Below are 26,152 nucleotides of genomic sequence, written 5' to 3' on the forward strand. Positions count from 1 at the left end.
GCGACCCCCGACAATGTTCGAGGTGGGTTTCAGCGAGATGCTCTTGATCGGCATCGTCGCGCTGATCGTGTTGGGTCCGGAAAGATTGCCGCGCGCCGCGCGCATGGTCGGTCTGTGGGTGCGCCGCATGCGCGCCTATTGGTTTTCGATGCAGGCGCAGTTGGAACAGGAATTGGCCGCGGAAGATATGCGCAAGGCGATGCGTGAAGCGCAGGCATCGCTGGACGAGATGAAGGCCAAGCTCAACGCACCGCTGGAAGCGCCCGACACGACGACACCGGAAAAGAAAGATGACGACGCCGTCTGACGCGCCGATGTTCGGCGGCATGGTGGCGCATTTGTTGGAAATGCGAAAACGCCTGCTGCGTGCATTGGCCGGGTTCGCTTTGGTGTTGTTGGCGCTGCTGCCGTTTGCCAATCGTCTGTACACCCTGCTCTCCGAGCCTTTGTTGCGGGTGATGCCCAAGGGCGGTCAAATCATTGCCACCCAAGTGGCGTCGCCGTTTGTCACGCCGTTGAAGCTGGCGTTCTTCGTCGCCTTGATGATTTCCATGCCTTGGCTGCTGTACCAAGCCTGGGCGTTTGTCGCACCCGGCTTGTACAAGCGCGAACGCAAGTTGGCCGTGCCGATGTTGGTGGCCGCGCTGGGTTTGTTTTACGCCGGTTGCGCGTTCGCTTATTACTTGGTGTTGCCGGCGGCCTTCGGATTTTTATCCAAGACCTTGCCGCCCGGCGTGGCGATGATGACGGACATCTCCGCCTATCTCGATTTTGTATTGGTGATTTTTCTCGCCTTCGGGCTGAGTTTTGAGTTGCCGATTGCCTTGTTGGTGGCGGTCTTGCTCGGCGTGGTCACGCCGAAGCAGTTGGCGGACTGGCGCGGTTATGCGGTAGTGGCGATTTTCATCGTCGCGGCGGTGATCACGCCGCCGGATGTGGTGTCGCAATTGTTGCTGGCGATCCCCCTGATCGCGCTGTATGAAATCGGCTTGTTGTTTGCGCGGGTGATGCACAAGTCGCGCGCCGCGGAACATGCAGACAACATCACCTGATTCGCGTCTGCCCGGCAAACCGGCCGGCTTTGTGTTGCGCGCCTGCGCGTGGTGCATTGATGCGGCGATTGTCTTGCCGTTGGTTTGTCTTGCTACTTACTTGTGCACGGATCCCGCTGCGATCTGGCAGGCGTTTCTATCGTTGCACAGGCAGGTGTCGAAGCAGGCGGCGATAGCCGCGTTCGACGGGCTCGATTTCATCAGTTTTGTTCAGTCGCTGCTGAGTGGCGCAAACATCCAAGCCGATGCGCGGCAACTGGCGACACGGCTCTTACATATGACCTTCGTCTTCATCGCCGGATTCGCATTGGCGTCCGGCCTGCTGAATGTCTGGGGGGAAACGCGCGCTGCTCGCGGCTCCATCGGCAAACGCCACGTGGGTTTGATGGTGGTGGATGCCGACAGCGGCCAAGGCTTGTCGGTCTCGCGCTCGGTGCTTCGCCAATTGGCCGCATCACTGTCCTGGTTTAGCTTGAATTTGGGCCACCTGATGGCGGCCCTGCCTCCGGATCACACGACGCTGCACGATCGCTTGACGCGAACGCGCGTGATTATTCGGGTGCCTTCATCTCGCAATTGACCATCCACGGCACGCCGAACTGATCGACGCACATGCCGAAGCGTTGCGCCCAGAAGGTTTCTTCCAACGGCATGGTGACGGTGCCGTTTTCGCTCAGGCCGGCGAAAAAACGTTCGGCGTCGGCGACGTTTTCCGCGTTGACGCTCAGGCTGAACCCGCCGAGGGGTTTCAAATATTCCGGCGGGCAGTCGGCACCCATCAAAATCGCACCGTCGGGAAATTGCAGCGTGGCGTGCATGACGTCATCAGGCTTCATGCCGGGTGCTTGGGCATTTTCCGGTGATTCGCCCCAAGTGTGGGTAAACAGCAATTTCGCGCCGAGCACGCGCTGATACAAATCAAACGCCTTGCGGGTGGTCCCGGAGGGAAAGTTTAAGTACGGATTCATGATCGGTTTCCTGTATGGGATGGGAATTAGAAACTGCGACCGTCCACTTTATTGACCGGGATCGAATCGATGTCTTCGTTTTCAATACAGCGCACGTTGACGGCATAGAGCGACGTCCCGTCTTCCGCATGACCACGACCAAAGGCTTGGCAGCCGCAGGTCTTGCAGAACTGATGGTCGATGACGTGCTTGTTGAATTGGTACGTGGTGAGCGCATCCGCACCTTGCAGCAAGCTGAACTCAGTTTCCGGCACGAACCACAGCTTGAAACCCTTCCGTTGGCAGTGCGAACAATTGCACTCCATCACAGATTCCGGCGTGCCTTGCACTTCGAACTTCACTGCCCCGCAGTGGCAACTGCCCTGAAGACTCATTGATTCAACTCCTTGATCGAACGCCAGGCGACGGCGAACCCTGACTGTAGGCGCAAGCCTGTTATCCAGACGCGAAACCCGCGGCCGGCCTCATACGGTATCGCGATTCTTGCCTTTCCATCCCGCGTACCAGGCGCGGATACGCGCCATGTCGGCCTCGAAGTCGTCGCTAAGCTTCACGGTCGGGCCGATGCCGATGATCTTATCGGGATAGTGGAAGTACTCGAGGATGACCGGAACGTTGGCTTCGTGGGCGATCTTCCAAAAGCCGGATTTCCATTTCTCGACTTTCTTGCGGGTCCCTTCCGGCGCGATGCCCAACCAGAAGGCGTCGGCATTCTTCATTCTTTCCACCGTCTGACCGACGAAACCGCCGGGCGCGTCGCGATCTATGGCGATCACTCCCAAGGCGCACAGGATCGGGCCGGCCGGCCAGAAAAACAACTCCTTCTTGGCGAGAATGCGGATCTCGAGCCCCATGGCCATTTTTGCCGCAAAGCCCCAGACGCCGTCCCAATTCGACGAGTGCGGCGCGCCGATCAAGACCGCCCGGCGCACGTCGGGCATCTCGCCCACCATGCGCCAACCGCCCAGCTTCAGCAGACTGCGACCGAACCAACGGCTGAAACGGTTCGGCGCGACGCGCGGCGCGTTCGGCGGCAAGCTCAACACGTTGCCATCCGGTGCCGGTGTCGGCGGATGCGAGCCGACCGCCGGCAGTGCTTCAATCCCAATCACGTCGCGTCCTTTGTTGTTTCAATTGGCCGGCTTTCTTTTTGCTGTCCAGCCGTCGTTCCTTCGATGCGCGCGTCGGCTTGGTGGCCACGCGCGGCTTTTGCACTTCGAATCCGTGCGCGATGAATTGCATCAACCGCTCACGCGCATCTTCGCGGTTGCGGTCTTGCGTACGAAAGCGCTGCGCATGAATCACCAGCACGCCTTCATCGGTCAGACGTCGATCGCGTCGCGCCAACAAGCGTGCGCGCACCGGCTCGCTCAACGAGGGTGAGCCCGCCACATCAAAGCGCAGTTCGACGGCCGTGGCGACCTTGTTGACGTTCTGTCCCCCCGCCCCGGAAGCGCGCACAAATCGCTCTTCGATTTCAGGTTCGATCTTCTCGATACGCATGCGTCGAGTCTAAACGAGCGGCATGTCACTGTGCGATGGGAACAGGGCCAGGGCTTTGTTGAATTCCCCTTCGGTGGGCACCCGCACTTCAATCAGCTCACCGCTATAGGGATGCCGGAAGCGCAGCATTTCGCAATGCAGCAACATCCGGTGGATGCCCTGCATGCGGAAGTTGCGGTTGTGCCGGCCGTCGCCGTGACTGGTGTCACCGATCATGTGATGAAAGGCGTGTTTGAGATGCCGACGGATCTGCCGGAAGCGTCCGGTCTCCGGCATCGCGCGCAGCAAGGCATAGCGCGAGGTCTCGTGGTGCGCCGAAGGCAGGGCCAATTCGCAGCGGTCCAGCGTCTCGAAATGCGTGATCGCCGGTTTCTTCTGCGGCTTGCCGGGGCCGCCATCCAAAGGATGGTCGATGGTGAACGCATCCTCAGCCGGCCAGCCGCGGCAAACGGTCAGATAGGATTTTTCCACTTCGCCGGCCATCCAGGCCTTGCCGAGCAATGAAGCGGTGTCACGGTCGAGCGCCACCAACAAGGCGCCGCTGGTGGCACGATCCAAGCGATGGACAAGAAACACCGGACAGCCGAGTTGCTCGCGCAAACGGTCTGCCGCGAAATCGGACTCGCCACGCGCCAGTGCACTGTCGTGGACCATCAATCCCGGCGGCTTGTTGACCACGACGAACTGCGGATCGTGATGGACGATGGGCAATGCGGTGTTTGGCGCGTGGTTTGGCGCGTCACTCATGGTTCTGTCGTTTCACCGAAGTCGGACAGTTGACTCAACGGCGATTGCGCCGCGGCCACGCCGCCACAATCGCCCATAGTCCGCCGAGACCGGCGATCCACACCGAGACCGGTGCGCCCAGCATGCGCGGGCCACCGGCATCCAACGCATAGAGCAGCGCTGCGGCGATCAACAAGCCGGTGCCGAGAATGGCCGACACCATCCGTTTTTGCATGGCGTGCAAATCATTGGACACGCGGGTGAGGTCGTCGGAGCGCATGCGGATTTCGTGCTTGCCTTCGACCTGCTGACGCAGCCAGGCATGAATCAGCGTCGGCATTTCCGGCGCGTGGGTGACGAGCTCGGGCAATCGCTTGGCGAACTCCGCACCGAGACGGCGCGGACTATAGCGTTCAATCAAAATGCGTTCGAGCACCGGACGTGCGACGGCCCAGATATCGATTTCCGGATCGAGCTGACGGCCGACGCCTTCGATGTTGAGCAAAGTCTTTTGCAACAGGATCAGTTGCGGCTGCAGCGTCAGCTCATACCGCTGCGCCATCTTGAACAACTTGGCCAAAACTTCCGCCAAAGAAATCTGCGAGAGCGGACGGGTGAAGTAAGGCTCGCAAATACCGCGCGCCGCCGCTTCGAGTTCATCAATACGCACATGCCCCGGCATCCAACCGGCTTCGACATGCAGCTCGGCAATGCGTCGGTAATCGCGATTGAAAATCGCCATGAAGTTTTCGGCAAGGTAATACTGGTCCTTGCTGGAGAGCTGACCCATGATGCCGAAGTCCAGCGCGATGAAACGCGGATCGCGTTTGCGGCTCTCGGCGTCATCCACCCAGATGTTGCCCGCATGGGCGTCGGCGTGGAAGAAGTTGTCGCGGAACACTTGCTGATAAAAAACGCGCACGCCTTTTTCCGCCAATCGTTTGCGGTCAATGCCGAGATTGTCCAGCGTCATCACGTCATCGGACGGAATGCCATACACGCGTTCCATGGTCAGCGCGTGATTGGCGGTGTGCGTCCAAATCACTTCGGGCACATAGAGGTCGGGCGAGTTCAACCAATTGCGACGCAGCACGGCGGCGTTGCCGGCCTCGCGCTGCAGATCGAGTTCTGCCTGCAAGGTGGCATCGATTTCGCTAACGATTTCACGCGGGCGGATTTTGTCGGCGTTGGGATGGGTGCGTTCGACCACGCCTGCCAATGAGCTCAACAGCTCCACGTCGGCTTGGATCTGCTTGTCGATATTCGGACGCAAGACTTTGACCACGACCTTGCGACCGTCGTGCATCGTCGCCGCGTGCACTTGCGCGATTGAAGCCGATGCCAAGGGCGTGGTATCGAAATCGGCAAAAGCGTTTTCGATGGGCATCCCCAACGAGCGTTCGACAATGCGTTTGGCTTCCTCGCCATCGAACGGCTTCACCTGCGCTTGCAGCAGGGTTAATTCATTGGCGATGTCTTCGGGAATCAAGTCACGACGCGTGGACAGGATCTGACCGAACTTGACGAAGATCGGGCCGAGTTCTTGCAGCGCCAAACGCAGGCGGACGCCACGCGGCAATTCGGCGATGTCGGCCGAGGCTTTGGGCACCAAGGGGCGCGCCAACTTCAACCAAGCTTCCGCACGCGTGTCGTCCAACAAAGCGTCAAGGCGATAACGCAGCAACGTGCGGACGATGCGCCAGGCGCGACCGACACCGAGACTCATGATTTCGGTCCCACTTGCAGGCGGTCAAAACGTGCCTGCAGACGCTCGGCGTCATCGCGCAGATGATCCACATCACTGTAGAACGCGCGAAGCTCTTCCTTGCCGACCACATCACGGCTTTCTTCGGTCAGAAAGTCAGCGGAATCACGCGCGAAGCCGCGGGCGAATTCGCGTGAGCCCCGCAATGCCGCGGCCAGCGCGTTGGCGATTTGCACACCCATGACATCACCGAATACACGCGTGAAGGGTTGCACCCAATCCGGATCGAAGCGTTCGGCCATACGTTGCAGACGGCGCGCCAGTTCGGCATCGCCTTCAACGCGCATCGCGCCCAATGGCGCGGCATTGCGACCGCGCATGAACGGCAGCTGCCCGAGCACGCCGGCCAAGGTGCTGCGCACTGACAAATCGGCGCGATCCGCATCTTCGACCGGGCCGACTTCAAGTTGGTTGTCGCGAACACGAATCTGCAAAGCCAAGGACGGATTCTGCAATTGCAGTGCCACCGTGCGGCCATCCAATGCGGGCAAGGCCGCGCGCGTTTCGGCGTCGAGTGCGAGCGCGCGATTCAGCGCGACTTCGAGCAAGCGCCCGGCCGGAACTTTCCAGTTCGGCAAGGCGAAAGAAAAACGGGCGGCGGCATTTTCAAAGGGACTGACCATAGGCGCATTCTAACGAGTGCCGTGCCACGCCATGCGAACGCGCGCCAGACCCTCAGCCATCGAGACTTGCGGCACGTAACCGAAATCACGTGTCGCCGGCGCCATGCTGTACCAATGCGTAGTGGAGAGCTGCTCGGCCAGGAAGCGTGTCATCGGCGGTTCGCCTTTACGTTTGAACAATCGCCACACCACTTCGCTGACCGCGCCGACACCATAGGCCAATGCAAAAGGAATTTTGCGCGTGACCGGCGGCTCGCCTGCCGCTGCCAGCAGATCATTCAAGAGCACTGACATCTTGCGCGGTTCCGCATTGCTGATGAAGTACGCCTTGCCGGCGCACGCGCTGCCAACGTCCAAGTGATCGAGCGCATTCAAATGCGCCTGCGCCGCATTGTCGACGTAGGTGCAATCCACTTCGTTGTCGCCACTACCGACAATCGCCAACTTGCCTTGGCGCGCGCGATCGACCAAGCGCGGCAGGATCTGCGTATCGCCCACGCCCCAAATGAGTCGTGGCCGCAAGGCGACGACCGCCAAGTCGGGGCCGTTGGCTGCCAGTACCTCGACTTCCGCGATTTGCTTGGTTGCCGCATAGGGCGCTTGGAAATGCGTGCCGTAAGGGACGGCATCGGCGGTGCCGCCGGCGACCGGGTGCGTGGCGCGATGGGTGACGCTCGGCGTCGAGGTATAGACCAGTTTGCGAATGCCGTTTGCCTTGCAAGCGGCAACGACATTGCGGCTGCCGATCACATTGGCTTGGTAGTAGCTCTCGTAGCTGCCCCATGCACCGGCTTTGGCGGCGTTATGGATGACGGCCTCGCAGCCGGCCATCGCCGCGCGAACGGCGTCGGCGTCTTGCAGGTCCCCTTGGATTTGTTCGACGCCGATGGCATCCAAAGCCGGGTAATGGCTTCGACTGAAGCTGCGCACCTCGTCTCCGCGTGCCCGCAACGCTTTGCACAACGCTTGACCCAAAAATCCGCCGCCGCCGGTGACCAATACCTTCAACGGGAAATCCTTACGTGTTTTGCCGCCCACAATGCCAACTTCTCGCGACCGATCTTCGCGTTGTGGCGGATATCCACCGGGAAAGGCTTGGGATACAACAGGAAATGTTCGACACGTGCGGTGAGCACCGAGCCGTTGGCCAGATGTCGCAATTCGTCTTCGATGCGCTTCCACGCGCTCGCAGGTGTGCCTTTCGCCAGTTCCACACACAGAATTGGCACTTGCGCCCCTTTGTTGCCGATGCCGACCAGCGCCGTGCGTGCGACCTCGGGATGGGTGTTGAAAACCGGTTCGATTTGCTCGGTGCACAACGTCAGGTCACGACTGACCACGACACGCTGCGTCTTGCGTCCGCAGAACCACAGCCGTCCTTCTTTGTCGAAGTAACCGAGATCGCCCATGCGATGCACGATGCGTTTGCTGTTGTCTTGCAGGGTTTCTTCGATCTTCGCGATTTTGGTTTGCGCATCGCGATTGAAATAGGTGTCGGTCGCGGTCGGACCGGCCACCGTGATTTCGCCGACGATGCCTTGCGGCACCACGCGTACCTGCTTCCAAGTGTTCAACGCGTCTTCGGTGATGTGGATGATGCGCACTTCATTGGGCGCAACCGGCCGACCCACACAGGTGCCCGCACCTTGTTCGGTCATCGGACGAAGTTGCAGCAATTCGCGGCCTTCGATGAGGGCGACCGGCAAACATTCCGTGGCGCCGTAGGGCGTCCAAAAGCGTGCGTCATCGGGCAAGAGTTTCAGCAGGCCCGCCACCACATCGGGCGGCACCGGTGCGCCTGCGCTGGTGACGCGTTTCAAGCCGGGCAAAGCTTTGCCATGCTCGACAAGCACGCGCATCAAGGCCGGCGAGCCGAACAGTTGATCGACGTCGAAGGCTTGGATGGCGGACAGCAATTTGCGTGCATCGGCCGCGGCAGGCCGGGTCGGATCCATGTCGGGAATGATGGCGCTGACGCCCAATCCCGGATCGAACAGCGCGAATGGCGGGAAGGTCGGCATATCGACGCCGCCCGCTTGAATATCCAACCCCTCACGCAGCATGTCGAGTTGCGCCAGGAAATGCCGATGGCGATAGACCACGCCTTTGGGCACGCCAGTGGAGCCGCTGGTGAACAGGATGGCGGCGACATCGTTCGCTTTCGGCGCCTCGACGGTCAACACGCGATTGTGACCGTGGAACTCGAGGTCTTCAAACGTGGTGTCGGCAAACATCTTCGGTGCGCCCACGCACACGGTTTTCTTTGCCGTCTTGGCCCAGCCGTAGAGCTTGCGTCCGAGCAGCGCGAGCGGGATGCCGATGAAGGCGTCCGGTGCCGCTTCGTTCAAGCAGGTCTTCAAGGCCTTCTTGTCGATGCCCGGATCCACCAGCACCGGCACCGCGCCGAGACGGAACAGCGCGAACATCAGAATGAAAAACTCGAAGGTCGGTCGCACCATCACCACGACGCGCATGCCGGGCTTGATCCCGAAATCATTCAAGCCGTAGGCCACATCATCGCTGCGTTGGTGCAGTTGCTTGAAGGTCAGGGCGGACCGGTAGCGCCCGTCCTTGCCGGGAATGCGCATCGCCACCGTCTCCGGTTGCGCGGCGGCGATGGCCTCCAATCTCGCGGTCAACGTGGGCGCGTCATTCATCGCCGCATTGTCGCAGGCAACGGCGCTTGGCTGCAAAATATCCACATGTCCCCCCTCGCTCATCCATGCTTGGCTTGCGGCGCGTGTTGCGCGGCGTTTCGTGTGGCCTTCCATTGGTCTGAAGCCAATGATGCGCCCGGCGGCACGGTGCCGGTCGATCTGACCGTGGCATTGCGAACGCATGAGCGTGCAATGCGCGGAACCGATTCAACGTCTCCGCACTGTATTGCACTGGAAGGAAAAGTGGGTGAAGCCACGCGATGTTGCATTTATCATGCACGCCCGTCACCCTGCCGATCGGTGCAAGCGTCTTGGGAAAACGGTGCGGCCGATCCGCATTGCGATCGCGCGCGGCAGCGCTATGGCTTACCGGTGTTGACGGCCGACGACTGGGTCGGGCGTTAAGCGGCGCGATCGAGGAACGTGCGAATTTGCGGCACGATCACTTCGTGCTTGTCTTCGAGCACGTAATGCCCGGCGTCTTGGAACGGATGTTTCTCGGCGTCGGGCCAAGCGCGATCGAACACGTCGTAGAAGTGTTTGTCGAAACAAAAATCGCGTAAGCCCCAAGCGATGTAGGCCGGCAGCGTGGCATAGCCGGGCAAGGCGCGTTCGGTGGCTTCGATCAAGGGCCAGGCGCGATCGGCGTTGCTTAATGGAATGTCTTGCATGAAGCGAAGCGTGGAGATGGCATTGCGCCAACCGTCATAGACATGCGTGTAGGCCTGTCTGATGTCAGCGGAGAGTGTGCGCTTCGTGCCGAAGTGCGCGGCGCCGCGTGCGAACAAGTTGAACCGGCGAATCAAATAACCTCCCACGCGCGAATGCCGGCCCATGGCGATTTGCCAGGGCATGGCCTTCGCGTTGGGCAAAGGAAATGCCGAGGTGTTGGTCACGACCCAACGCGCCACGCGTTCGCGGTGGGTGAGCGCCCACGCAGACCCGATCATGCCGCCCCAGTCGTGCACTGCCAGCGTGACTTTGCCGTCGATACCTGCGTGCTGCAGCAGGGCATCGAGATCGTCGACGCGCGACTGCAGGGTGTAGTCATAGCGAGGCTGCGCGTCGGGCGCATCGTCGGGCTTGTCGGACAGACCCATGCCGACGTGGTCGGGCACGATGCAACGATATCGGTCGGACAGACCGGCGACGAGATGGCGCCAGTAGTAACTCCATGAGGGATTGCCGTGCAGCATGACGACGACATCTCCGTCGCGCGGGCCCTCGTCGAGATAGGACATCTCGATCCCTTGGCGCACTTCGAAGCGCTTCGGGGTGAACGGATAATCCGGAAGATTCATGCGTGCCGGGATGCGCGCCGTCTTACCAAACCACTTCCGACATGGTGCAGTTGAGGCCTGACCCGATGCCGAGCAATGCGATGCGATCGCCCTTCTTCAATTGCCCCTTGGCTTTGAGCTTGGACAACACGATCGGCACCGAGGCCGGACCGATATTGCCGAACTCACCGAAGATGGTCATGACTTTGGCCGGGTCGATGCCCAACTTTTCAATCATGCTTTGGGTGTGCACGCGACTGACTTGGTGCACCACGAACTGGTCGAGCTCACCCACGACCCAGCCCAAGCTGCTGACCGCGGCTTGGAAGGTTTTGTAGGCCAACTGCATGCCTTGAATCAACAACTGACGCGTGTCGGTGACCATGCGATCGAGATTGCCGCGGCAGAGCGTGTTCCACTCGGTGGCGGAACGGCTGACGCCGCCTTTGTAGCGCGGTGCATCCGGGGCGAGACGGGTATGCGACAACACCATCGCAGCCGCGCCGGAGCCGAGCGTCAGCGTGGCCAATTCGTTGCGGAAGTCTTCGTCGGTGGCGGTGTCGCTCTTCATGCGTTCGAGCGTCTTGCGATAGGCAAGGTCGGCGGTTTCGCCATCGACCACCAGGGCGTATTCGATTTCGCCGCGCTCGATCATGCGCGCGGCCAAGTCCATGCCGTTGATGAAGGCAAGACAGGCGTTGGCGATGTCGAAGTTTTGGCAGATGTCGGACACCTTCAGATTGCCGGCGACGATGCTGGCCGTCGACGGTTCGAGGTAGTCACGGCTGACCGAAGTGTTGACCAACAAGCCGACTTTGCTGGCATCAATGCCGGCATCGGCCAGTGCCAAACGCGCGGCTTCGGTGGCGGCGTCGGAGGCGAGACGTTCTTCACCCCAGAGACGGCGCGCATTGATGCCCGCGATGTCTTTCAGCACATCGGTGCGGATGCCGAGGCGATCCAACGTGGGCTTCAGTTCAGCGTTGATTTCATCCGAAGTGACGGAGACCGGCGCGTCCACATGGGACAGTCCGGCAATGGCGACGTTTTGAAAGAGCATCGAATCCGACTGGAAATTGAGGCAAGTCCGCTAGTTTACCGTGTTCACGGGCCAGGCCACAGCAAAACGCCCCTTTTCAGGGGCGTTCGGCGTGTTTGGATCAGGGTTTCCAGACGTCCATCACGGACAGCGATACACCTTGAAGCGCTGCTCGCCCATTTCCGGGCCGGAAACCGCGACCACCGCGTTGCCGCCTTGTTTGGCGGCCTCGTTGCGGGCCAAGGTTTCCAGCTCGTCCTTGACGCGCAGGGCGTTGCGATCAATGGGGCCGACGTTGCCGGTGACCGAGACCTCGACTTCCGAGAGCTCGGTGCAGCCGGCCGGCGCCGCGCTCATCACGCGGACGCCAGTCGCGGCCCGATCCAACGGTGCCAAGGTGCAGGCGGACAAGGCAAGGACGGCCAGCGAGACCGTCGCCATGGCGCGCAGCCGGATCACTTTTTGGCCACCGGATTGCCGTCGGCATCGATGACCGTGACCTCGCCGAGGTTCAGGGCACGCACGCCGGCTTCAATCTTCGACAAGTCACCGACCACAACCCAGGTCAGGCTGTCGGGGTGGATGATTTCCTTGGCGGCCGCATTGATCGACTCCAGCTTTTGCGCTTCGAGCTCACCCTTCAGGGTTTGCACGTAGTTGTCCGGACGGTCGTACAACTGGTTGCCGACCAGCGTGCTCATGACGGCATCAATGGTTTCGTATTGGCCGGGCATGGCGCGGATCGCGTTGTTGTTGATCTTGTCTTGCTCGGCTTGAGTCAGCGGCTTGTCATTGCGGATCCAGTTCACTTCCTTGACCATTTCCGCCAGCGACTCGGCGGTCTTGTCGGTTTGCACCGGCGCGACCATGCGGAACAGACGCTCGTGCTGGGCGTTGCCGATACTGCTGCGCGCACCGTAGGACCAATGCTTGTCTTCGCGCAGGTTCATGTTGAGGCGCGAGGTGAAGGCGCCACCGAATGCACCGTTCATGGTGTTGATGTCGAGGTTGTTCTTGACGCCGGTGGGCGGTGCGATATCGCCTGCGATCACAACCGATTGCTGTGCACCCGGCTTGTCGACGAGGAACACGCGCGGCTTGGTTTGGCGCTTCGGCATGTTGAAGTTCTTGGTGCCACGGGCCACATCGGCCGGTTTCCAATCGCCGAAGGCCGCGTTCAATTCGCGGGTGATTTCCGCCATGGTGGTGTCGCCGGCAACGATGATCGTGGCGTTGTCCGGACGGATCCACTTCGACGTCCAGTTTTGGATGTCGTCACGGGTGATCGACTTTACCGAGGCGGTGGTGCCCGAACCCGTACCCGGCACGGCATACGGATGGCCTTCGCCGTACACCAAAGGTGCCAAGAGGCGCGCGGCGATTTGGTCGGGCTCGGTCTTTTCTTGTTCGATTTGCGCCAACCATTGGCCGCGCAGACGTTCGATGTCGGCGCTGTTGAAGGCGGCATGACGCACCACGTCTGAGACCAATTCAAGCGACGGCTTCAAATTCGACTTCAGCGCGTTGACGGTGACGGTGCAGGTATCGAGGCTGCAGCCGGTGCCGAGGTTCAAGCCCAAACGCTCGCGATCTTGCGCGATTTGCGTGGCGGAACGCTTGGCGGTGCCTTCATCCAACATGCCGGTGGCGAAGCTGGCGAGGCCGAGTTTGCTGCCGGCATCGCTGGCGGCGCCGGAATCAAACAACACGTTCATGGCGACGACCGGCACCGAATGGCGCTCGGCCAGAATCACTTCGATGCCATTGTCGAGCTTGCCGCGCTGCACATTCGGGAAGCTGATGTCCGGGAACGAGGTCACGGCGGGAACGCCCAGTTTGCGATCCAGCGACGACGGCGTGGCTTTGAACTTGTCGGTCGGCGCACCGGCGATATCGGCCGGACGCTTGCCTGCCGGCAGCGGCGTGATGGTCGGTTCTTTCGGCGTGCCGTTGGCCGGCACCACGGTGATGGTGTAGTCGCCCTTGCTGATCCATTTCTGCGACGCCTTCAGCACGTCCGCCGCGGTGGCGCTTTGGTTCCAATTGAAGGTGCGCTTCCAGTTGTTGGCATCGCCCAAATACAGTTCGGATTCGGCCAACAGGTTGGCCTTGGTGTTGATGCGCTCGAGGCTGCGCGTCATCGAGGCGCGATTGGCGACCTTGATGCGATCGAGTTCGTCTTGGGTCGGCCCGTCTTTGAGGAACTTGGCCCATTCTTCGGCGATCACGGCCTCGACCTTGGCCGGATCGACGCCCTTCTTCACGTCAGCGGTCAATTGGAACTGGCTGGCCAATTGGAACGGGGTGATGCCGACGCTGACGCTGTCCGCCAATTTGTCTTGGAACACCAGGCGTTGATACAGGCGCGAGGTCTTGCCGCCGCCGAGCACGTCACCGGCGATATCGAGCAAGACGTAATCACGTTCGCTGCGCGCCGGCACGTTCCATTCGCGGTAGATGCGGGTTTGCGCTACGCGATCTTCCATTTGGTTGCGGCTGGATTTGGCGCGCGGCGCCGTCCATTCAGCCTGGCGCGCCACCGGTTGGCCCGGGGCGATATCGCCGAAGTACTTCATGACCTTCTCTTTAGCGGTCTTGGCATCGATGTCGCCGGTCAGCACCAACACTGTGTTGGCAGCGCCGTAGTAATCGCGGAACCAATTCTTGACGTCTTCAAGCGACGCGGCATTCAAGTCGTCCATCGAACCGATGGTGTCGTGGTGATAGGGATGGTTGGCCGGGAAGGTTTCCGGCAGCATCACTTCATCGACACGGCCATAGGGCTGGTTTTGCCCTTGGCGTTTTTCGTTTTGCACGACGCCGCGCTGCTCATCCAGCGTTTTTTGATCGATCGCGCCGAGCAAGTGGCCCATGCGGTCGGATTCCATCCACAGCGCCATGTCGAGCGCGGTGGTCGGCACCACTTGGAAGTAGTTGGTGCGATCGAGCCAGGTGGTGCCGTTGATGTTGCTGACGCCGGCCTTTTCGAACGGGCCGAAGTATTCGCCCGGATGGTTCTCGGAACCGTTGAACATCAGATGTTCGAACAAGTGGGCAAAGCCGGTCTTGCCTGCGGGTTCGTCCTTCGAGCCGACGCGGTACCAAACATGCAGCGCGACGACCGGCGCCTTGCGATCTTCATGCACGATGACCTTCAAACCATTCGGCAATGTGAACTGGGTGGCCGGAATGGCGAGCTGTCCCGCGCCGCTTTGCGCCTTGGCCGGCTGTGCGGCGAGGGCGGGATTCATCGAGACAAGCGCTGCACCGAGCGCGATGGCGAGTGAGGCGGGACGAAGCTTCAGATTCATGTGCAATTAAGACCCGAGGGAAACCCCAAGGGTAGCGCGAACCGACTTTTGGCACACTAGGTCACAAGTCAGGGAAATCCGATGTTGCACGTCATCCTCCACCAGCCCGAAATTCCGCCCAATACCGGCAATGTGATCCGGCTCTGTGCCAACACCGGCGCGCAGTTGCATCTGGTCGAACCGCTGGGCTTCAAGATCGACGACAAGCAGATGCGTCGGGCAGGTTTGGACTATCACGAATTCGCCCGGATGCAAGTCCACCCGGATTTGGCAACGGCGCTGGCCGTGATCGCGCCGCCCCGACTGTTCGCCCTCAGCACACGTGGCCGGGCGCGCTACGACCAGGTGGTGTGGCAGCCGGGCGATGCGGTCTTGTTCGGCAGTGAGACGGCCGGATTGCCGCAGGCGGTGCTGGACAGCCTGCCCGCCGAGCAGCGTTTGCGCGTGCCGATGCGCCCCGACAACCGCAGCCTGAACTTGTCGAACACCGTGGCCGTGGTGGTGTTCGAAGCTTGGCGGCAAATGGGCTTCGAAGGCGCCGCAATCTGAATCGTGAGTGACCACCTACGGCACAGAATGTGCGTCAGATCACTATCTGGACTTTCGGCATAGGCAATGCCTAACACCTAGGGACATACTGGCGTTGCCGGTGGCTCAAGACTCCCCTCTAGCCACCGTGCCGATGCGTCGTCACCTCCCTCCCCGGCGACGTATTCACCCCGCAAGGCCCGGCTCCCCCCGGGCCTTGTTTTTTTGTCCGGCATTTATTCCAAGAGCGTGGCAAAGGCTGCGGCCGGCGAGTCGCTTACGGCCAACTGTTTGACCAAGGCCGAGCCGACAATTGGAACCACACCCATGGCGCGCACACGCGCCAAACTCTGCGCATCGCCGAGGCCGAAGCCGACGGCCAGCGGTCGTGTGGTCAGGGTTTGCAGGTCGGCCACGCGCGTCGCGATGTCGTCGAATTGGTGGGTGTTGTCACCGGTGATGCCAAGCCGCGCCACGACATAGGCGAAACGTTGTGCAAAGGGCGCGACAGCGCCCGGATCGGCGCGTTCTTCCAACAACTGTCGGGCACGTTCGAGCGAGGTGGTGGGCGTCAACAGCGGCACCAGCGGATAGCCGGCCGCTCGCAGTGCTTCTTCGAATGCCGGCTCTTCACCGAAGGGCAGATCGACCACCAGTAATGCGCGTACGCGCGTCGGACGCAGCAGTGCTAACAAGTCATTCAAGCCGACTTGCAACAAGGGATTGAGATAGCTGAAGAGAATGATGTCCGGCGTGTCTTCAACGCCGGCGAGCCCCTCCAGCACATTGCGCAAGGTGGTGCCGTTGTCGATCGCCGCATGCGCGGCCGCTTGCAGCACCGGGCCGTCGGCGATCGGGTCGGAATGCGGAATACCGAGTTCGATGGCCGCGATGCCGCAGGCTTTGGCCGCAGCGAGTTGTTCAATATGTGCATCGCGCGACGGATATCCCGCCATGATGAAAGGCAGCAAGGCGCTCATTGCAAACCTCCGATGCGTGATTGATAGGTGCCAAGGTCTTTGTCACCGCGCCCGGACAGGCCGAGCAGCACGTCGGACACGCCCTCGTCGGCAAGTCGTTGCAGCATGGCCAGCGCGTGGCTGGATTCCAATGCCGGCAGGATGCCTTCCAAGGCACAGAGTTGTTGTGCCGCGGCCAAGGCTTGCGCATCGCTCGCGCGCCACACTTCAATGCGGCCATCGCGCGCATGCGCGGCAATTTCCGGCCCGAGTGCGGGGTAGTCGAGACCGGCACTGACCGAGGCGGTTTCCGCGGTATGGCCATAGGCGTTTTGCAGCAGCAGGGTTTTGCAGCCATGCAAGACACCGACGGTGCCGCCATCCAAACGCGCCGCGTGTTCGCCCAGGGCCGTGCCATGTCCGCCGGCTTCGACGGCAATGCGGCGCACGTCGTCGTCGATGAAAGGCATCAACAGGCCGCTGCTGTTACTCCCGCCGCCGACACAAGCGATCACCGCTTGCGGCAACTCGCCGACACGTTGCACGTACTGCGCCCGCGCTTCTTCGCCGATCACCGTTTGCAGGCTGCGCACGATGGTGGGGAAAGGATGCGGACCGAGCGCGCTGCCGAGAATGTAGTGCGCCACATCGCAACGCGCCGCCCAGGCACGCAACGCGGCATTCACCGCTTCCTTCAAGGTGCCCTGCCCGCTTTCGACGCCGACCACCGTCGCGCCGAACATGCGCATGCGTGCCACGTTGGGCGCTTGTCGCGCCATATCGGTGACCCCCATGTACACCGTGCAAGGCAACCCCAAGCGCGCGCACGCGGCCGCCGTGGCAACACCGTGTTGGCCTGCACCGGTTTCCGCGATGATCTCCTTCTTGCCCATGCGCAGGGCAAGCAGCGCCTGACCCACGGCATTGTTGATCTTGTGCGCGCCGGTGTGACATTGGTCTTCGCGCTTCAAGAACAAACGCTTCAAGCCGACGGCTTGCGCCAAACGAGGCGCCTCGGTCAGCGCTGTCGGCCGGCCGACGAAATCACGCAGCTGCGCGAGCAGCGTCGTTTTGAATGCGGGATCGGCCATGGCCCCGATGAAGGCTTGCTCGAGTTCCAGCAAGGGGGTCATCAAGGTTTCCGGCGCGTAGCAACCACCGAATTGGTCGCTGCCGAAGCGGGTGGGAAGTTCAAAGTGCATAGTCGTGGACCTTGCTAACAAATTGATTTAGGCGATGGGCATCCTTGATGCCCGGCGAAGACTCGAGACGGCTGGCGGCATCAAAGCCCGCCAAGTGTTTCAGGGCTTCGGTGGGAAGCTGTGCGACGCGTGATGCGATGGCGTCTGCGTCCATGCCGCCGGCCAGCAAATGCGGACCCGGTGGTGGATGGGCGGCGGCATGCGCTTGACCGGAGCCGCCATGCACGCCGGTTTGCGCGCGGGCGGTTTCCCAGATGTAAAGATCTGCAGGGATCGGCGCTTGATCCGGCACATCCGGCCAAGGCAGCAGGACTTCATAACCGGCTGCTTGCAAGGCGCGCACGCCGTCGGCGCGGCAGGCGTCCGGCAAATAAGGCTGTACACGAGTGAGCGGAAGTTGCCGCAGTTGTTGCAGGATGTCGTCCGGCTGTTCCGCCACCATCACCAAGACGCCTGCCGAACCGGCCAAGGGCGCGAGCGTGGTGAGCGCGTCGCAGTGTCGGGGACTTTGCGGGTAATGCACGAAGCCGATCAGATCGGCGCCGGCACTGCGGGCGACGGCCACATCTTCCGCGCGTGTGAGGCCGCAGACTTTGGCGCGCATCCGACTCATGCGTAAGCCGCTTCGAGGAACGCGCGCGGGTTGTCGCTGCGCATCAAGGCTTCGCCGATCAACACCGCATCAAAACCTTGCGCGAACGCATCCTTGATATCTTGCGGCTCACGCAAACCGGATTCGCGAATCAGCAAGGCGTCGGGAAATGCGTCGCGCAATGGCGATGCATCGGGGCTGCCGATGGCGAAGCTCGCCAGATCACGCGCATTGATGCCGATGAGTTGCGCACCGGCGTCGCGGGCGAAAGCGATTTCGCCCAGATCATGCAATTCGATCAACGGCTCGAGGCCGGCCTGGCGTGCGGCCGCGGCAAACTGCGCCGTGTAGCCTTTCAGCACGCGCGCGATCAAGAGCACGGCTTCGGCGCCGCTGGCTTGTGCTTCTTGCAGATGCGCGGCGCCCATCACGAAGCCTTTGTAAATGCGTGGCATTCCATAGCGTGCCGCGGCACGCACGTCTTCCACGCTGCCTTGAAACAGCGCCGGCTCGGCCAATACCGATACGCAAGCGGCGCCACCGGCTTGATAGGCGCGCAATTGTGTATCGAAGTCGCGGTCTGCGGCAAAGGCGCCGAGCGACGGCGAGGCGCGTTTGAATTCCGCGATCACGGCACCTCCGCGGCGTTGTTTCGCGTCTTGCAATGCGGCGGCAAAACGTCCTGCGCAAGGCCGCGCTTCCAAAGCTGCCGGTTCGGTCTCCTTCATGCGTTGCGCTTCGGACAAGACCACGCGTCCCAGGTGTGTGCTGCCATCCAAACCGGCGATGGCCAGCACTTGCTCCAATTCGGGCAAATCGAAATCACGCATGAGGCATCTCCCGTTGGAACGGCGCCGTGAACCCGCGCTTCAATGTCTGACGTGACTCTTGCAAGCTGTCCTGGAGTGCATCCAAGGATTGGTCCCGATGCAACAGCAGGCCCAAGGCGGATTGCAAGGCGACGGCATCGGCCACATCGGCATTGAAGTCCGGATGGGATTCACCTTCAAGCAAACCAGCGGCGACGCGAATCGCTTCGTCTTTGCTCTCGACGCGCAGGGCGTGTTGGGCGGGCATGACCATGCCCAGTTCCCTCGGCACCAACGTTTTTTCTTCGAACACGCGGTCGCCGCGCACTTCGACGACAAAGCTCGGCCCTTCGATCGAGAGTTCATCCATGCCGCGACCCTCCGCCGACAAACCGTGCACAACGAATGCGCGTTCGATGCCTTGCATGGCCAGCGCCTGCGCCATCGGTTGCATCAAACTGCGACGGCTCACGCCGAGGACTTGCAAGGGCGGGCGCGCCGGATTCAACAGCGGCCCAAGCACATTGAAGATGGTCGGGATGCCCAAGCGGCTGCGGATCTCTTTCAAGCGGCCGAGCAAAGGGTGGTAGCGCGGTGCGAACAAAAAGGCGAAACGGTGTTGCACCAAATCTTCCGCCAGCGCCTGCGGCGTGCGATCCAGTTGATAGCCCAGACCTTCCAACACATCAGCGCTGCCGCACAAGGATGTCGCGGCACGGTTGCCGTGTTTGGCGACCGGCACACCCAAATGTGCGAGCAGCAGTGCGGCGAGCGTGCTGAGATTTGCCGTGCTCGCACCGTCACCGCCGGTGCCACAGGTATCGAGCACGCGCAGGCCGGGACGCTCGAAAGTTTGCGCGACTTTCAGCAGTTCATCAGCGAAGGCATAGAGCTCTTCGGCGCGCGGTTCGCGTTGCGCCATGAGCGCCAGACAGGCGCCGACCAACAACGGATCGGTGTCCTGATCGATGTACATGCGCATCAATTCCGCCGCGGTCTGCGCGGGCAAAGGCTGGATCGGGTTGTGTGTGGTCAACAAAGTCATGCGTGAATTCCGGACAAACGTAGGAAGTTGCGGAGGAGCTGTGGCCCATCCGGGGTGAGGATGCTTTCGGGGTGGAACTGCACGCCCCAGCGCGGCAGCTGCACATGTTCGACCGCCATGATTTCGCCCGCGTCGGTGTGGGCGGTGGCACGCCAACACGCGGGCAAGGTGGTCGGTTCGGCAATCAAGCTGTGATACCGGCCGACTTGCATGGGCTGTGGCAAGCCTGCGAAGAGACCGCTGCCGGCGTGCGTGACCGGCGTGCGTTCGCCATGCAGGGGCTCGCGCGCGTGCGTCACTTTGCCGCCTGCGCCGGCCACCAAGGCCTGTTGCCCGAGGCAGACACCGAGCACAGGCGTGGTGATATCGCTAGCCGCCACTTGCATATGTGGCGCGCAATCTTCCGGGCGACCCGGACCGGGCGAGAGCACGATTGCGTCAGGTGCCCGCGCTTGGATGCCGGCCAAATCGATCGCATCAAAGCGGACGACCTCGACCTCGCTGCCGATCATTTGAAAGGCCTGCACCAGGTTGTAAGTGAAACTGTCGAGCGCGTCGATGAGCAGGATCATGCGTTCGCCTCCTTCATCAAGTGCGTGAGCGACACGCCGAGCGCCTGTGCCGGCGCGGCCATTTTGTGCAGGGTTTCCAAGTATTCGGATTCGGGATCGCTGGCGCGGACGATGCCGGCACCGGCCTGCAGCCATGCGCTGCCGTTGGCATAGATCGCCGTGCGCAGGATCAAGGCACTGTCGAGTGCACCATCCGGCGACAGGCGAATCAACGCGCCGCCATAGGGGCCGCGTGCGTCGTCTTCCATTTCGCGGATGCGTTGCGCCGCGCGGATCTTCGGTGCACCGCTGACGGTCCCGGCCGGAAACGCCGAGGCCAACACGTCGAGTGCGTCTAACGCGGGTTGGATGCGTGCTTTGACGGTGGTGGTGATGTGCAACACGTGACTGGTGCGTTGCAGGGCCAACGGTTTTTCCACGCGGACGCCGCCGGGAATCGCCACGCGACCGAGATCGTTGCGGGCGAGGTCGACCAACATTTGATGTTCGGCCAGTTCTTTCTTGTCGGCGACGAGTGCTTCGAAACGTTGCTGGTCTTCTTCGACCGATTCGCCACGGGTGACGGTGCCGGCAATCGGCAAAGTTTCGGCTTCACCATCGGCAACACGCACCAACATTTCGGGCGAAGCACCGGCTAGGGAAATCTCGTGCCACTCCATGAGGAAGCCGTATGGACTTGGATTGAGGCGACGCATGCGGCGATACGCGGTCAACGGTGACGGCGGTGCATCGACACGCAAGCGCTGGCTCGGTACCAGTTGATAAACGTCGCCTTCTTTGATGCGTTGCAATGTGTTTGCCACGCGTTGCTTGAAGTCTTCGCGCGAGATCAAGGCGTGCACGGTCGGTTGTCCCACCTCCTCGCGCGGCAACACCGGTTGATACAGCGCGATGCGCATTTGCCGGATCTTTTCGCGCGCGTCGTCGAGGGAGTCGGCACGCACCTGCAATTCCGCGACTTGATGCAGGTGATCAAACACCACAGCGGCATCGAAGCGCTTGGCATGCACGCTGGGCAAACCGAAGCCGTTCTTGGCCGGAAAACCGATGCTGGCTTCGTTGGCCGCCAAAGCCTCGAAGCCCACGTAGCCGGCGATACCGACACCGACCGGCATCGCCGAACGCGTGTCCTCCGGCAACTCGGAGTCTTCCATCAAGCTGCCGCGCGACGGGTCGGGGGTGCCCGCCAACGCACGTAGTGCCTCGACCCAACCGCGCTCACCGACGCCGAGCCGGACTTCACCCGCGCCCTCGAGCAACACAAAGCTATGCCGGCCCACACGCTCGCCTTGGTCGGCACTTTCCAGCAGCAGGCTGGCGCCGTGCGAACGCAAGGCGAGATAGGTCCCCAAGGGCGTGATCAGGTCGGCGGGGAGTCGATAGCGCAGCAGCATGGCGTTCCTTCAAGTAATTTCAAGCAATAAAAAAGCCCGGTCTTTTGGACCGGGCTCGGGAGGTGTTGAACAAGCGGGCGCTCAAGCGCCTGCCGAAGCCCCCGAGCCACAACGCCACCAACCGCGCAGTGCTGCGCTGTTTGCGAGGGTTCCGTGGTTGCAGAGGGAGTTCATGTCGTGCATCAAACCGCAGAGGCGGCAGGTTTGTCAACCTGGCCTTGGAAAAGTGTTTCCGGATATTCGGGTTTTTGATCGCGCGACAGCAATCGTTGCAGGCCTTCGACCGGTGAACACTCACCATGCAGAACGGCTTGCACGCCTGCGGTGATCGGCAGATCGATGCCTTCACGTTGCGCGAGACGCATCACTTCGTCGGCGGTTTGAATGGATTCGACCACTTGGCCGATTTCACGCACGGCCTCTTCGATGGATTTTCCGCGACCGATGGCAAGACCGAGCCTGCGGTTGCGCGAGAGATCACCGGTGCAGGTCAGTACCAAATCGCCGAGGCCGGCGAGGCCCATCAAGGTTTCCGGTTTGGCACCGATGGCCGCGGCCAAACGCAGCATTTCATTCAAGCCACGCGTAATCAAACCGGCACGCGCGTTAAAGCCGAGATTCATGCCATCGGACACACCGGTGGCCACGGCGAGTACGTTCTTCATCGCACCGCCAAGCTCAGCGCCTTTCATGTCATCGCCGGTATAGGCGCGGAAATCACTGCCGTGCAAGATCTCTGCGACCTGTTGGGCAAAGGCCTCGTCACCATGCACCGTCAGTGCGGTGGGCAGACCTTCGGCAACTTCTTTGGCGAACGACGGGCCGGTGACCACTGCCAGCGGCACATCGGCACCGACCACAGACTCCGCCACTTCATGCAAGAAGCGACCGCTGCCCGGCTCGAAACCTTTGGTGGCCCAAGCCACGCCGGTGTCCGCTTTGCGATGCGGCGCCAAGGCGTGCAAGGTTTCCGCGAATGCGTGCGAGGGCACCACGACCAATAACAAATCGGCCTGGGCGACGCTGTGTTCGAAATCGGTACTGGCACGCAGATTCGACGGCAGCACGATGCCCGGCAAGTAACGCGGGTTCTCGTGCCGACGATCGATGGCATCGATGATGGTGGCATCCCGTCCCCAGAGGGTGACGGGATGACCGTGCCGCGCAATCAACGCGGCGAGTGCCGTGCCCCACGAACCGGCACCGAGGACGGTGATGCGGGGCGCGTTTTCCGCCGTCATGGATCAGGCGTTTCCTGCGGTCTCCGTGCCGCTGGCCAAAGCCGGGGCACCTTCCGCGCGTTGTTGCAAGCTTTGGGCGTACAGCGCGTCGAAGTTGATCGGCTGCATGTAGAACGGCGGGAAGCCACCGGCGACGATCATGTCGGAGATGGATTGACGCGCGTACGGGTACAGGATGTTCGGGCAGTGGGCGCCGAGCATGGCGTCGAGGCCTTGGGCGTCGAAACCTTGCAGGCCGAAGATACCGGCTTGTTGGACTTCGGCGAGGTAGGCGTTCTTGCCGTTCATCGTGCAGGTGATGGTGACCGTGAGGACCACTTCGTACACGTTTTCAGCAATTTGACCCATGCGCTGCGCCAGGTTCATTTGCAGTTCCGGCTGGCCTTGTTCGGTGAACACTTGCGGCGCATTCGGCACTTCGAACGAGATGTCGCGGGTGTAGATCTTTTCGATCATGAAGGTCGCGCCGGTTTCTTCTGCCGGGGCTTCTGCGCCGTTCAAGGCGATGTTTTCGTCGGACATGTTCGTTCCTGATTGCTTGTATTGGGTGAAAGTCGGGATTATCGCATGGGGCGCTTTTGCGCCCGCTTTTCGTAACTTGGGGTCAGTTACGGCCTTTTACCAGTGGCAAATCGGCGCTTTGCCACGCGCCGATGCCGCCGTCGAGCACGGAGACGTGCTTGAAGCCGGCTTTGACCAAGCGCTTGGCGGCGTCCGACGCAGTGTTGCCGGCTTTGCACACCAGCACGATCGGCAGATCTTTGACGTTGGCAAGCAGCTTGTTTTCCGGGTCAAATTGGTTCATTTGCACGTTTTTCGCGCCCGAAATGTGCCCTGCTTGAAAGTCGCTGGCCGAGCGCAAATCCACCACCAAGGCGTTCTCATGATTCATGAGACGGGTCATGGTGGCCGGATTGATGCCCTTGAAACCTTGGAACAGGCGCATGATCTCGGTCACGATCAGGGCCAAGGTGAGGCCTACGAAGGCCATCGAAAGGAGCGCATTGCGCCCCGCAAAATCTATGATTTCTTGCACGTTTTCCGCCAAATGGAATCAGGGCCGGGGCAAGGATTGTCCCCTACCCGCGCCGGATTGCCAACTTAGCGGCCGTCCCAGAAGTTCGGCAGACCGCTGGTGACCCACCAGGCTTTGTTCTCGGCATCGAAATGCCAGCGCTCGACATAGCTCACATTTCGCGCCGACATGTCCTTTTTATTGACCACAGTGATGTCGATATTGCGCTCGAAATCTTCCGGGCCCAGGGTGTTGGCATCCACGACCGTGTAGCCGGTGACTTCGACCAATTTGTGACGACTGATCTCGAGATCGGTGAGCGCATGGCGGCTGCGATAGTCGGGATCGAGCTGCTTCCAAGCGCCGGCGACATCGCCCCAGCGGATGGCGGCGGTCCACGCATATTGCGCGCGTTCCAAGGCGGTGGTTTGGCGTTTGCCTTCTGTGGCACAACCGCCAAGGCCAAGCACCAGTGCCAAAGCCAACAACCATTTCATCGATCGCATGCAACAGCTCCGTGGGCGTTCGCGTTTGATCTTACTTGATGATCGCGGCGTATACCGCCGACATCACCGCGCCGGTAATGCCGTCGGTGCCTTCGATTTTTGCCTCGGTGCACACGCGCACCTTGCCGCGGCGACGCAATTGCAGGGCCAGGCTTTCGAATGAATTGGAGGCAAGCCACACCGTTGCGGTCATGTCGCTTGTCACGGTGCGGCTGAAATGCGCGTTGGATTCGGTGACATAGACGTCGGGAAAGATTTCGCCGTCAATCAGGTTCTGACTGACCAGCAACCAGCCGGCGATGGTCATGAGCGATGTCATCGAACCGCCGAACGCGGTGTTTTTATCGTTCAAGTTCGCGGCGATCGGCGCGGCAATCTTGAGTTGCCGGCCGTCAAAATCGAGCAACCGTGCCTGCATATGTTGCAAGGGCACCATCGCATGAAAATTGGCCAGCAATCTCGGGTCGATCTGAACGGTCACGCTATGCTCTCTGTTTACCGCATCCACACTCGGACAATGAATCCACAGGCCACTTGGCATTTGCTGTCTACACGCCCCGACGCATTGAATGCCCCGTTGTCTCACGCGGTATCAAGCGCCGGCGGGTCTTTGATTCCGCTGGAATCGATGGACATCGAAACGCGATTGACGGACGACACTGTAACGCGTTTGCTTTCGGCATTGCGCGAGTCGGTGGTGGTTTTCACCAGCCCGACGGCGGTGAATGTGGCCGCGGAGGTGCTGGATTTGCCAGGCGCATTGAACCGACGTGTCGTGGTGGCGACCGGCGCGGGCACGCAAAAAACCTTGGTGAATCGCGGTGTGCGCCAGGCGCGCGCGCCCGATCGCATGGACAGCGAAGGCATGCTCGGCATGCCGGTGTTGACCGATGTGGATGGTGTCGGCATCGGTTTGGTGACCGGCGAAGGCGGCCGCGGCATGCTACAGCCGAGATTGATTGCGCGTGGTGCACGCGTCACACGTGCCGATATTTATGCGCGTGTGCCGCGCACGATCAGCGCCGCCGAATGGGATCGCGTGTGCGCGGCAGAGGGCATGCGGATTCTCGCGATCACCAGTGCTGAAGCGTTCGAAGCCTTACTGCCACAGATACCCGAGGCGGCGGATTTTGCGCAGTGGCGATTTGTGGTGGGGAGTCAGCGGTTGATGGAGAGCGCCTCACCCGCCCCCTTTGGGGGCACCCTCTCCATCAAAGATGGAGAGGGACAGCTCTCCCTTCTCCACGCGGTGGAGAAGGGTTTTTGTGCGGTGGCGCGGTCGCCGATGCCTGAGGACTTGGTGCACGCGGCACTCGCGCTATTGGAAACCTAGCGCGAACGCCTATCACGACGGCGATGGCCGCC

31 protein-coding genes are annotated in these 26,152 nt (G+C 61.3%); 6 read left to right on the plus strand and 25 right to left on the minus strand.

The window, feature by feature from the left end:
- Positions 1-13 precede the first annotated feature (13 nt).
- Genes tatB through H8L67_RS00190 form a run of 3 tightly spaced genes read left to right on the plus strand, consistent with a single transcriptional unit; the run spans position 14 to position 1,632 of the window.
- Entirely contained in the window at positions 14-307 is a 294-nt protein-coding gene (gene tatB, locus H8L67_RS00180) for a Sec-independent protein translocase protein TatB (protein ID WP_220379801.1), read from the plus strand.
- Entirely contained in the window at positions 291-1,052 is a 762-nt protein-coding gene (tatC, locus tag H8L67_RS00185; protein ID WP_220379802.1) for a twin-arginine translocase subunit TatC, read from the plus strand. The genes tatB and tatC overlap by 17 nt, the downstream gene beginning before the upstream one ends.
- Complete coding sequence (locus tag H8L67_RS00190) at positions 1,033-1,632, plus strand: RDD family protein (protein ID WP_220379803.1); 600 nt, start codon at positions 1,033-1,035, stop codon at positions 1,630-1,632. Before tatC ends, H8L67_RS00190 begins: the two co-directional genes overlap by 20 nt.
- Here the strand turns inward: H8L67_RS00190 and H8L67_RS00195 are convergent.
- From H8L67_RS00195 to H8L67_RS00235, 9 genes are all read right to left on the minus strand, one after another.
- Complete coding sequence (locus H8L67_RS00195; RefSeq protein WP_220379804.1) at positions 1,604-2,020, minus strand: VOC family protein; 417 nt, start codon at positions 2,018-2,020, stop codon at positions 1,604-1,606. The two genes, H8L67_RS00190 and H8L67_RS00195, sit on opposite strands and share 29 nt — an antisense overlap.
- Positions 2,021-2,046: 26 nt before the next feature.
- A complete protein-coding gene (locus tag H8L67_RS00200; protein WP_220379805.1) occupies positions 2,047-2,394 on the minus strand; it encodes a GFA family protein in 348 nt (115 codons plus the stop codon).
- A gap of 90 nt (positions 2,395-2,484) precedes the next feature.
- Positions 2,485-3,114: a lysophospholipid acyltransferase family protein gene (locus tag H8L67_RS00205; RefSeq protein WP_220380661.1), complete on the minus strand. Its 630-nt coding sequence runs from the start codon at positions 3,112-3,114 to the stop codon at positions 2,485-2,487.
- A 4-nt stretch (positions 3,115-3,118) separates the two neighbouring features.
- Positions 3,119-3,523: an alternative ribosome rescue aminoacyl-tRNA hydrolase ArfB gene (gene arfB, locus H8L67_RS00210; protein WP_220379806.1), complete on the minus strand. Its 405-nt coding sequence runs from the start codon at positions 3,521-3,523 to the stop codon at positions 3,119-3,121.
- A gap of 9 nt (positions 3,524-3,532) precedes the next feature.
- Complete coding sequence (locus H8L67_RS00215) at positions 3,533-4,270, minus strand: pseudouridine synthase (RefSeq protein ID WP_220379807.1); 738 nt, start codon at positions 4,268-4,270, stop codon at positions 3,533-3,535.
- 34 nt (positions 4,271-4,304) lie between these two features.
- On the minus strand, positions 4,305-5,975 hold the full coding sequence (ubiB, locus tag H8L67_RS00220; RefSeq protein WP_220379808.1) for a ubiquinone biosynthesis regulatory protein kinase UbiB: 1,671 nt from the start codon (positions 5,973-5,975) through the stop codon (positions 4,305-4,307).
- Positions 5,972-6,637: a ubiquinone biosynthesis accessory factor UbiJ gene (locus H8L67_RS00225; RefSeq protein ID WP_220379809.1), complete on the minus strand. Its 666-nt coding sequence runs from the start codon at positions 6,635-6,637 to the stop codon at positions 5,972-5,974. Before H8L67_RS00225 ends, ubiB begins: the two co-directional genes overlap by 4 nt.
- Before the next feature lie 9 nt (positions 6,638-6,646).
- Positions 6,647-7,645 (minus strand): 2-alkyl-3-oxoalkanoate reductase, encoded by a 999-nt coding sequence (gene oleD, locus H8L67_RS00230; RefSeq protein WP_220379810.1) that lies wholly within the window; start codon positions 7,643-7,645, stop codon positions 6,647-6,649.
- A complete protein-coding gene (locus tag H8L67_RS00235) occupies positions 7,642-9,294 on the minus strand; it encodes a fatty acid CoA ligase family protein (RefSeq protein WP_220380662.1) in 1,653 nt (550 codons plus the stop codon). Before H8L67_RS00235 ends, oleD begins: the two co-directional genes overlap by 4 nt.
- A 45-nt stretch (positions 9,295-9,339) precedes the next feature.
- On the opposite strand from H8L67_RS00235, the gene H8L67_RS00240 reads away from it, so the two are divergent.
- Entirely contained in the window at positions 9,340-9,699 is a 360-nt protein-coding gene (locus tag H8L67_RS00240) for a YkgJ family cysteine cluster protein (protein ID WP_220379811.1), read from the plus strand.
- Here the strand turns inward: H8L67_RS00240 and H8L67_RS00245 are convergent.
- The 4 genes from H8L67_RS00245 to H8L67_RS00260 all read right to left on the minus strand — a co-directional run bounded on the left by H8L67_RS00245 (position 9,696) and on the right by H8L67_RS00260 (position 14,924).
- Complete coding sequence (locus tag H8L67_RS00245; protein WP_220379812.1) at positions 9,696-10,595, minus strand: alpha/beta fold hydrolase; 900 nt, start codon at positions 10,593-10,595, stop codon at positions 9,696-9,698. The genes H8L67_RS00240 and H8L67_RS00245 overlap by 4 nt on opposite strands.
- A 22-nt stretch (positions 10,596-10,617) precedes the next feature.
- On the minus strand, positions 10,618-11,634 hold the full coding sequence (locus H8L67_RS00250) for a 3-oxoacyl-ACP synthase III (protein ID WP_220379813.1): 1,017 nt from the start codon (positions 11,632-11,634) through the stop codon (positions 10,618-10,620).
- A gap of 120 nt (positions 11,635-11,754) precedes the next feature.
- Positions 11,755-12,072 (minus strand): DUF4156 domain-containing protein, encoded by a 318-nt coding sequence (locus tag H8L67_RS00255; RefSeq protein ID WP_255555974.1) that lies wholly within the window; start codon positions 12,070-12,072, stop codon positions 11,755-11,757.
- Complete coding sequence (locus tag H8L67_RS00260) at positions 12,069-14,924, minus strand: M16 family metallopeptidase (protein ID WP_220379814.1); 2,856 nt, start codon at positions 14,922-14,924, stop codon at positions 12,069-12,071. The genes H8L67_RS00255 and H8L67_RS00260 overlap by 4 nt, the downstream gene beginning before the upstream one ends.
- A gap of 81 nt (positions 14,925-15,005) precedes the next feature.
- Between H8L67_RS00260 and H8L67_RS00265 the strand changes: the two genes are divergently transcribed.
- A complete protein-coding gene (locus H8L67_RS00265) occupies positions 15,006-15,473 on the plus strand; it encodes a tRNA (cytidine(34)-2'-O)-methyltransferase (protein ID WP_220379815.1) in 468 nt (155 codons plus the stop codon).
- Between the two features lie 215 nt (positions 15,474-15,688).
- Here the strand turns inward: H8L67_RS00265 and trpA are convergent, their stop codons facing one another.
- The 12 genes from trpA to H8L67_RS00325 all read right to left on the minus strand — a co-directional run bounded on the left by trpA (position 15,689) and on the right by H8L67_RS00325 (position 25,268).
- Positions 15,689-16,432 (minus strand): tryptophan synthase subunit alpha, encoded by a 744-nt coding sequence (gene trpA, locus H8L67_RS00270; RefSeq protein ID WP_220379816.1) that lies wholly within the window; start codon positions 16,430-16,432, stop codon positions 15,689-15,691.
- Positions 16,429-17,613, minus strand: a complete 1,185-nt coding sequence (gene trpB / locus H8L67_RS00275) for a tryptophan synthase subunit beta (protein ID WP_220379817.1) — start codon at positions 17,611-17,613, stop codon at positions 16,429-16,431. The genes trpA and trpB overlap by 4 nt, the downstream gene beginning before the upstream one ends.
- On the minus strand, positions 17,603-18,226 hold the full coding sequence (locus H8L67_RS00280) for a phosphoribosylanthranilate isomerase (RefSeq protein ID WP_220379818.1): 624 nt from the start codon (positions 18,224-18,226) through the stop codon (positions 17,603-17,605). The genes trpB and H8L67_RS00280 overlap by 11 nt, the downstream gene beginning before the upstream one ends.
- Entirely contained in the window at positions 18,223-19,035 is an 813-nt protein-coding gene (locus H8L67_RS00285; RefSeq protein WP_220379819.1) for an indole-3-glycerol phosphate synthase TrpC, read from the minus strand. The genes H8L67_RS00280 and H8L67_RS00285 overlap by 4 nt, the downstream gene beginning before the upstream one ends.
- Entirely contained in the window at positions 19,028-20,059 is a 1,032-nt protein-coding gene (gene trpD / locus H8L67_RS00290) for an anthranilate phosphoribosyltransferase (RefSeq protein WP_220379820.1), read from the minus strand. Before trpD ends, H8L67_RS00285 begins: the two co-directional genes overlap by 8 nt.
- On the minus strand, positions 20,056-20,631 hold the full coding sequence (locus H8L67_RS00295; RefSeq protein WP_220379821.1) for an anthranilate synthase component II: 576 nt from the start codon (positions 20,629-20,631) through the stop codon (positions 20,056-20,058). Before H8L67_RS00295 ends, trpD begins: the two co-directional genes overlap by 4 nt.
- Positions 20,628-22,025, minus strand: a complete 1,398-nt coding sequence (locus H8L67_RS00300) for an anthranilate synthase component I family protein (RefSeq protein ID WP_220379822.1) — start codon at positions 22,023-22,025, stop codon at positions 20,628-20,630. The genes H8L67_RS00295 and H8L67_RS00300 overlap by 4 nt, the downstream gene beginning before the upstream one ends.
- A 182-nt stretch (positions 22,026-22,207) precedes the next feature.
- A complete protein-coding gene (locus H8L67_RS00305) occupies positions 22,208-23,266 on the minus strand; it encodes an NAD(P)H-dependent glycerol-3-phosphate dehydrogenase (protein ID WP_220379823.1) in 1,059 nt (352 codons plus the stop codon).
- A 3-nt stretch (positions 23,267-23,269) separates the two neighbouring features.
- Positions 23,270-23,788 (minus strand): protein-export chaperone SecB, encoded by a 519-nt coding sequence (gene secB / locus H8L67_RS00310; protein WP_220379824.1) that lies wholly within the window; start codon positions 23,786-23,788, stop codon positions 23,270-23,272.
- 82 nt (positions 23,789-23,870) lie between these two features.
- Positions 23,871-24,257 (minus strand): rhodanese-like domain-containing protein, encoded by a 387-nt coding sequence (locus tag H8L67_RS00315; RefSeq protein WP_220379825.1) that lies wholly within the window; start codon positions 24,255-24,257, stop codon positions 23,871-23,873.
- A 110-nt stretch (positions 24,258-24,367) separates the two neighbouring features.
- Positions 24,368-24,787 (minus strand): hypothetical protein, encoded by a 420-nt coding sequence (locus H8L67_RS00320; RefSeq protein WP_220379826.1) that lies wholly within the window; start codon positions 24,785-24,787, stop codon positions 24,368-24,370.
- A 31-nt stretch (positions 24,788-24,818) separates the two neighbouring features.
- Entirely contained in the window at positions 24,819-25,268 is a 450-nt protein-coding gene (locus H8L67_RS00325; protein WP_220379827.1) for a YiiD C-terminal domain-containing protein, read from the minus strand.
- Positions 25,269-25,304: 36 nt separating this feature from the next.
- Between H8L67_RS00325 and H8L67_RS00330 the strand changes: the two genes are divergently transcribed.
- Positions 25,305-26,120, plus strand: coding sequence for a uroporphyrinogen-III synthase (locus H8L67_RS00330; protein WP_220379828.1), 816 nt, complete (start codon positions 25,305-25,307; stop codon positions 26,118-26,120).
- The last annotated feature ends 32 nt before the right edge of the window (positions 26,121-26,152 follow it).

Source organism: Lysobacter soyae, assembly GCF_019551435.1.
GTDB classification, from domain to species: Bacteria; Pseudomonadota; Gammaproteobacteria; order Xanthomonadales; family Xanthomonadaceae; genus Solilutibacter; species Solilutibacter soyae.

Excerpts from the sequence above, each read along its gene's own strand:
- tatB (WP_220379801.1), top strand. The coding sequence starts at position 14 with ATGTTCGAGGTGGGTTTCAGCGAGATGCTCTTGATCGGCATCGTCGCG.
- tatC (WP_220379802.1), top strand. The coding sequence starts at position 291 with ATGACGACGCCGTCTGACGCGCCGATGTTCGGCGGCATGGTGGCGCAT.
- H8L67_RS00190 (WP_220379803.1), top strand. The coding sequence starts at position 1,033 with ATGCAGACAACATCACCTGATTCGCGTCTGCCCGGCAAACCGGCCGGC.
- H8L67_RS00195 (WP_220379804.1), bottom strand. The coding sequence starts at position 2,020 with ATGAATCCGTACTTAAACTTTCCCTCCGGGACCACCCGCAAGGCGTTT.
- H8L67_RS00200 (WP_220379805.1), bottom strand. The coding sequence starts at position 2,394 with ATGAGTCTTCAGGGCAGTTGCCACTGCGGGGCAGTGAAGTTCGAAGTG.
- arfB (WP_220379806.1), bottom strand. The coding sequence starts at position 3,523 with ATGCGTATCGAGAAGATCGAACCTGAAATCGAAGAGCGATTTGTGCGC.
- H8L67_RS00215 (WP_220379807.1), bottom strand. The coding sequence starts at position 4,270 with ATGAGTGACGCGCCAAACCACGCGCCAAACACCGCATTGCCCATCGTC.
- ubiB (WP_220379808.1), bottom strand. The coding sequence starts at position 5,975 with ATGAGTCTCGGTGTCGGTCGCGCCTGGCGCATCGTCCGCACGTTGCTG.
- H8L67_RS00225 (WP_220379809.1), bottom strand. The coding sequence starts at position 6,637 with ATGGTCAGTCCCTTTGAAAATGCCGCCGCCCGTTTTTCTTTCGCCTTG.
- H8L67_RS00235 (WP_220380662.1), bottom strand. The coding sequence starts at position 9,294 with ATGAATGACGCGCCCACGTTGACCGCGAGATTGGAGGCCATCGCCGCC.
- H8L67_RS00240 (WP_220379811.1), top strand. The coding sequence starts at position 9,340 with ATGTCCCCCCTCGCTCATCCATGCTTGGCTTGCGGCGCGTGTTGCGCG.
- H8L67_RS00245 (WP_220379812.1), bottom strand. The coding sequence starts at position 10,595 with ATGAATCTTCCGGATTATCCGTTCACCCCGAAGCGCTTCGAAGTGCGC.
- H8L67_RS00250 (WP_220379813.1), bottom strand. The coding sequence starts at position 11,634 with ATGCTCTTTCAAAACGTCGCCATTGCCGGACTGTCCCATGTGGACGCG.
- H8L67_RS00260 (WP_220379814.1), bottom strand. The coding sequence starts at position 14,924 with ATGAATCTGAAGCTTCGTCCCGCCTCACTCGCCATCGCGCTCGGTGCA.
- H8L67_RS00265 (WP_220379815.1), top strand. The coding sequence starts at position 15,006 with ATGTTGCACGTCATCCTCCACCAGCCCGAAATTCCGCCCAATACCGGC.
- trpA (WP_220379816.1), bottom strand. The coding sequence starts at position 16,432 with ATGAGCGCCTTGCTGCCTTTCATCATGGCGGGATATCCGTCGCGCGAT.
- trpB (WP_220379817.1), bottom strand. The coding sequence starts at position 17,613 with ATGCACTTTGAACTTCCCACCCGCTTCGGCAGCGACCAATTCGGTGGT.
- H8L67_RS00280 (WP_220379818.1), bottom strand. The coding sequence starts at position 18,226 with ATGAGTCGGATGCGCGCCAAAGTCTGCGGCCTCACACGCGCGGAAGAT.
- H8L67_RS00285 (WP_220379819.1), bottom strand. The coding sequence starts at position 19,035 with ATGCGTGATTTCGATTTGCCCGAATTGGAGCAAGTGCTGGCCATCGCC.
- trpD (WP_220379820.1), bottom strand. The coding sequence starts at position 20,059 with ATGACTTTGTTGACCACACACAACCCGATCCAGCCTTTGCCCGCGCAG.
- H8L67_RS00295 (WP_220379821.1), bottom strand. The coding sequence starts at position 20,631 with ATGATCCTGCTCATCGACGCGCTCGACAGTTTCACTTACAACCTGGTG.
- H8L67_RS00300 (WP_220379822.1), bottom strand. The coding sequence starts at position 22,025 with ATGCTGCTGCGCTATCGACTCCCCGCCGACCTGATCACGCCCTTGGGG.
- H8L67_RS00305 (WP_220379823.1), bottom strand. The coding sequence starts at position 23,266 with ATGACGGCGGAAAACGCGCCCCGCATCACCGTCCTCGGTGCCGGTTCG.
- secB (WP_220379824.1), bottom strand. The coding sequence starts at position 23,788 with ATGTCCGACGAAAACATCGCCTTGAACGGCGCAGAAGCCCCGGCAGAA.
- H8L67_RS00315 (WP_220379825.1), bottom strand. The coding sequence starts at position 24,257 with ATGGCCTTCGTAGGCCTCACCTTGGCCCTGATCGTGACCGAGATCATG.
- H8L67_RS00320 (WP_220379826.1), bottom strand. The coding sequence starts at position 24,787 with ATGCGATCGATGAAATGGTTGTTGGCTTTGGCACTGGTGCTTGGCCTT.
- H8L67_RS00330 (WP_220379828.1), top strand. The coding sequence starts at position 25,305 with ATGAATCCACAGGCCACTTGGCATTTGCTGTCTACACGCCCCGACGCA.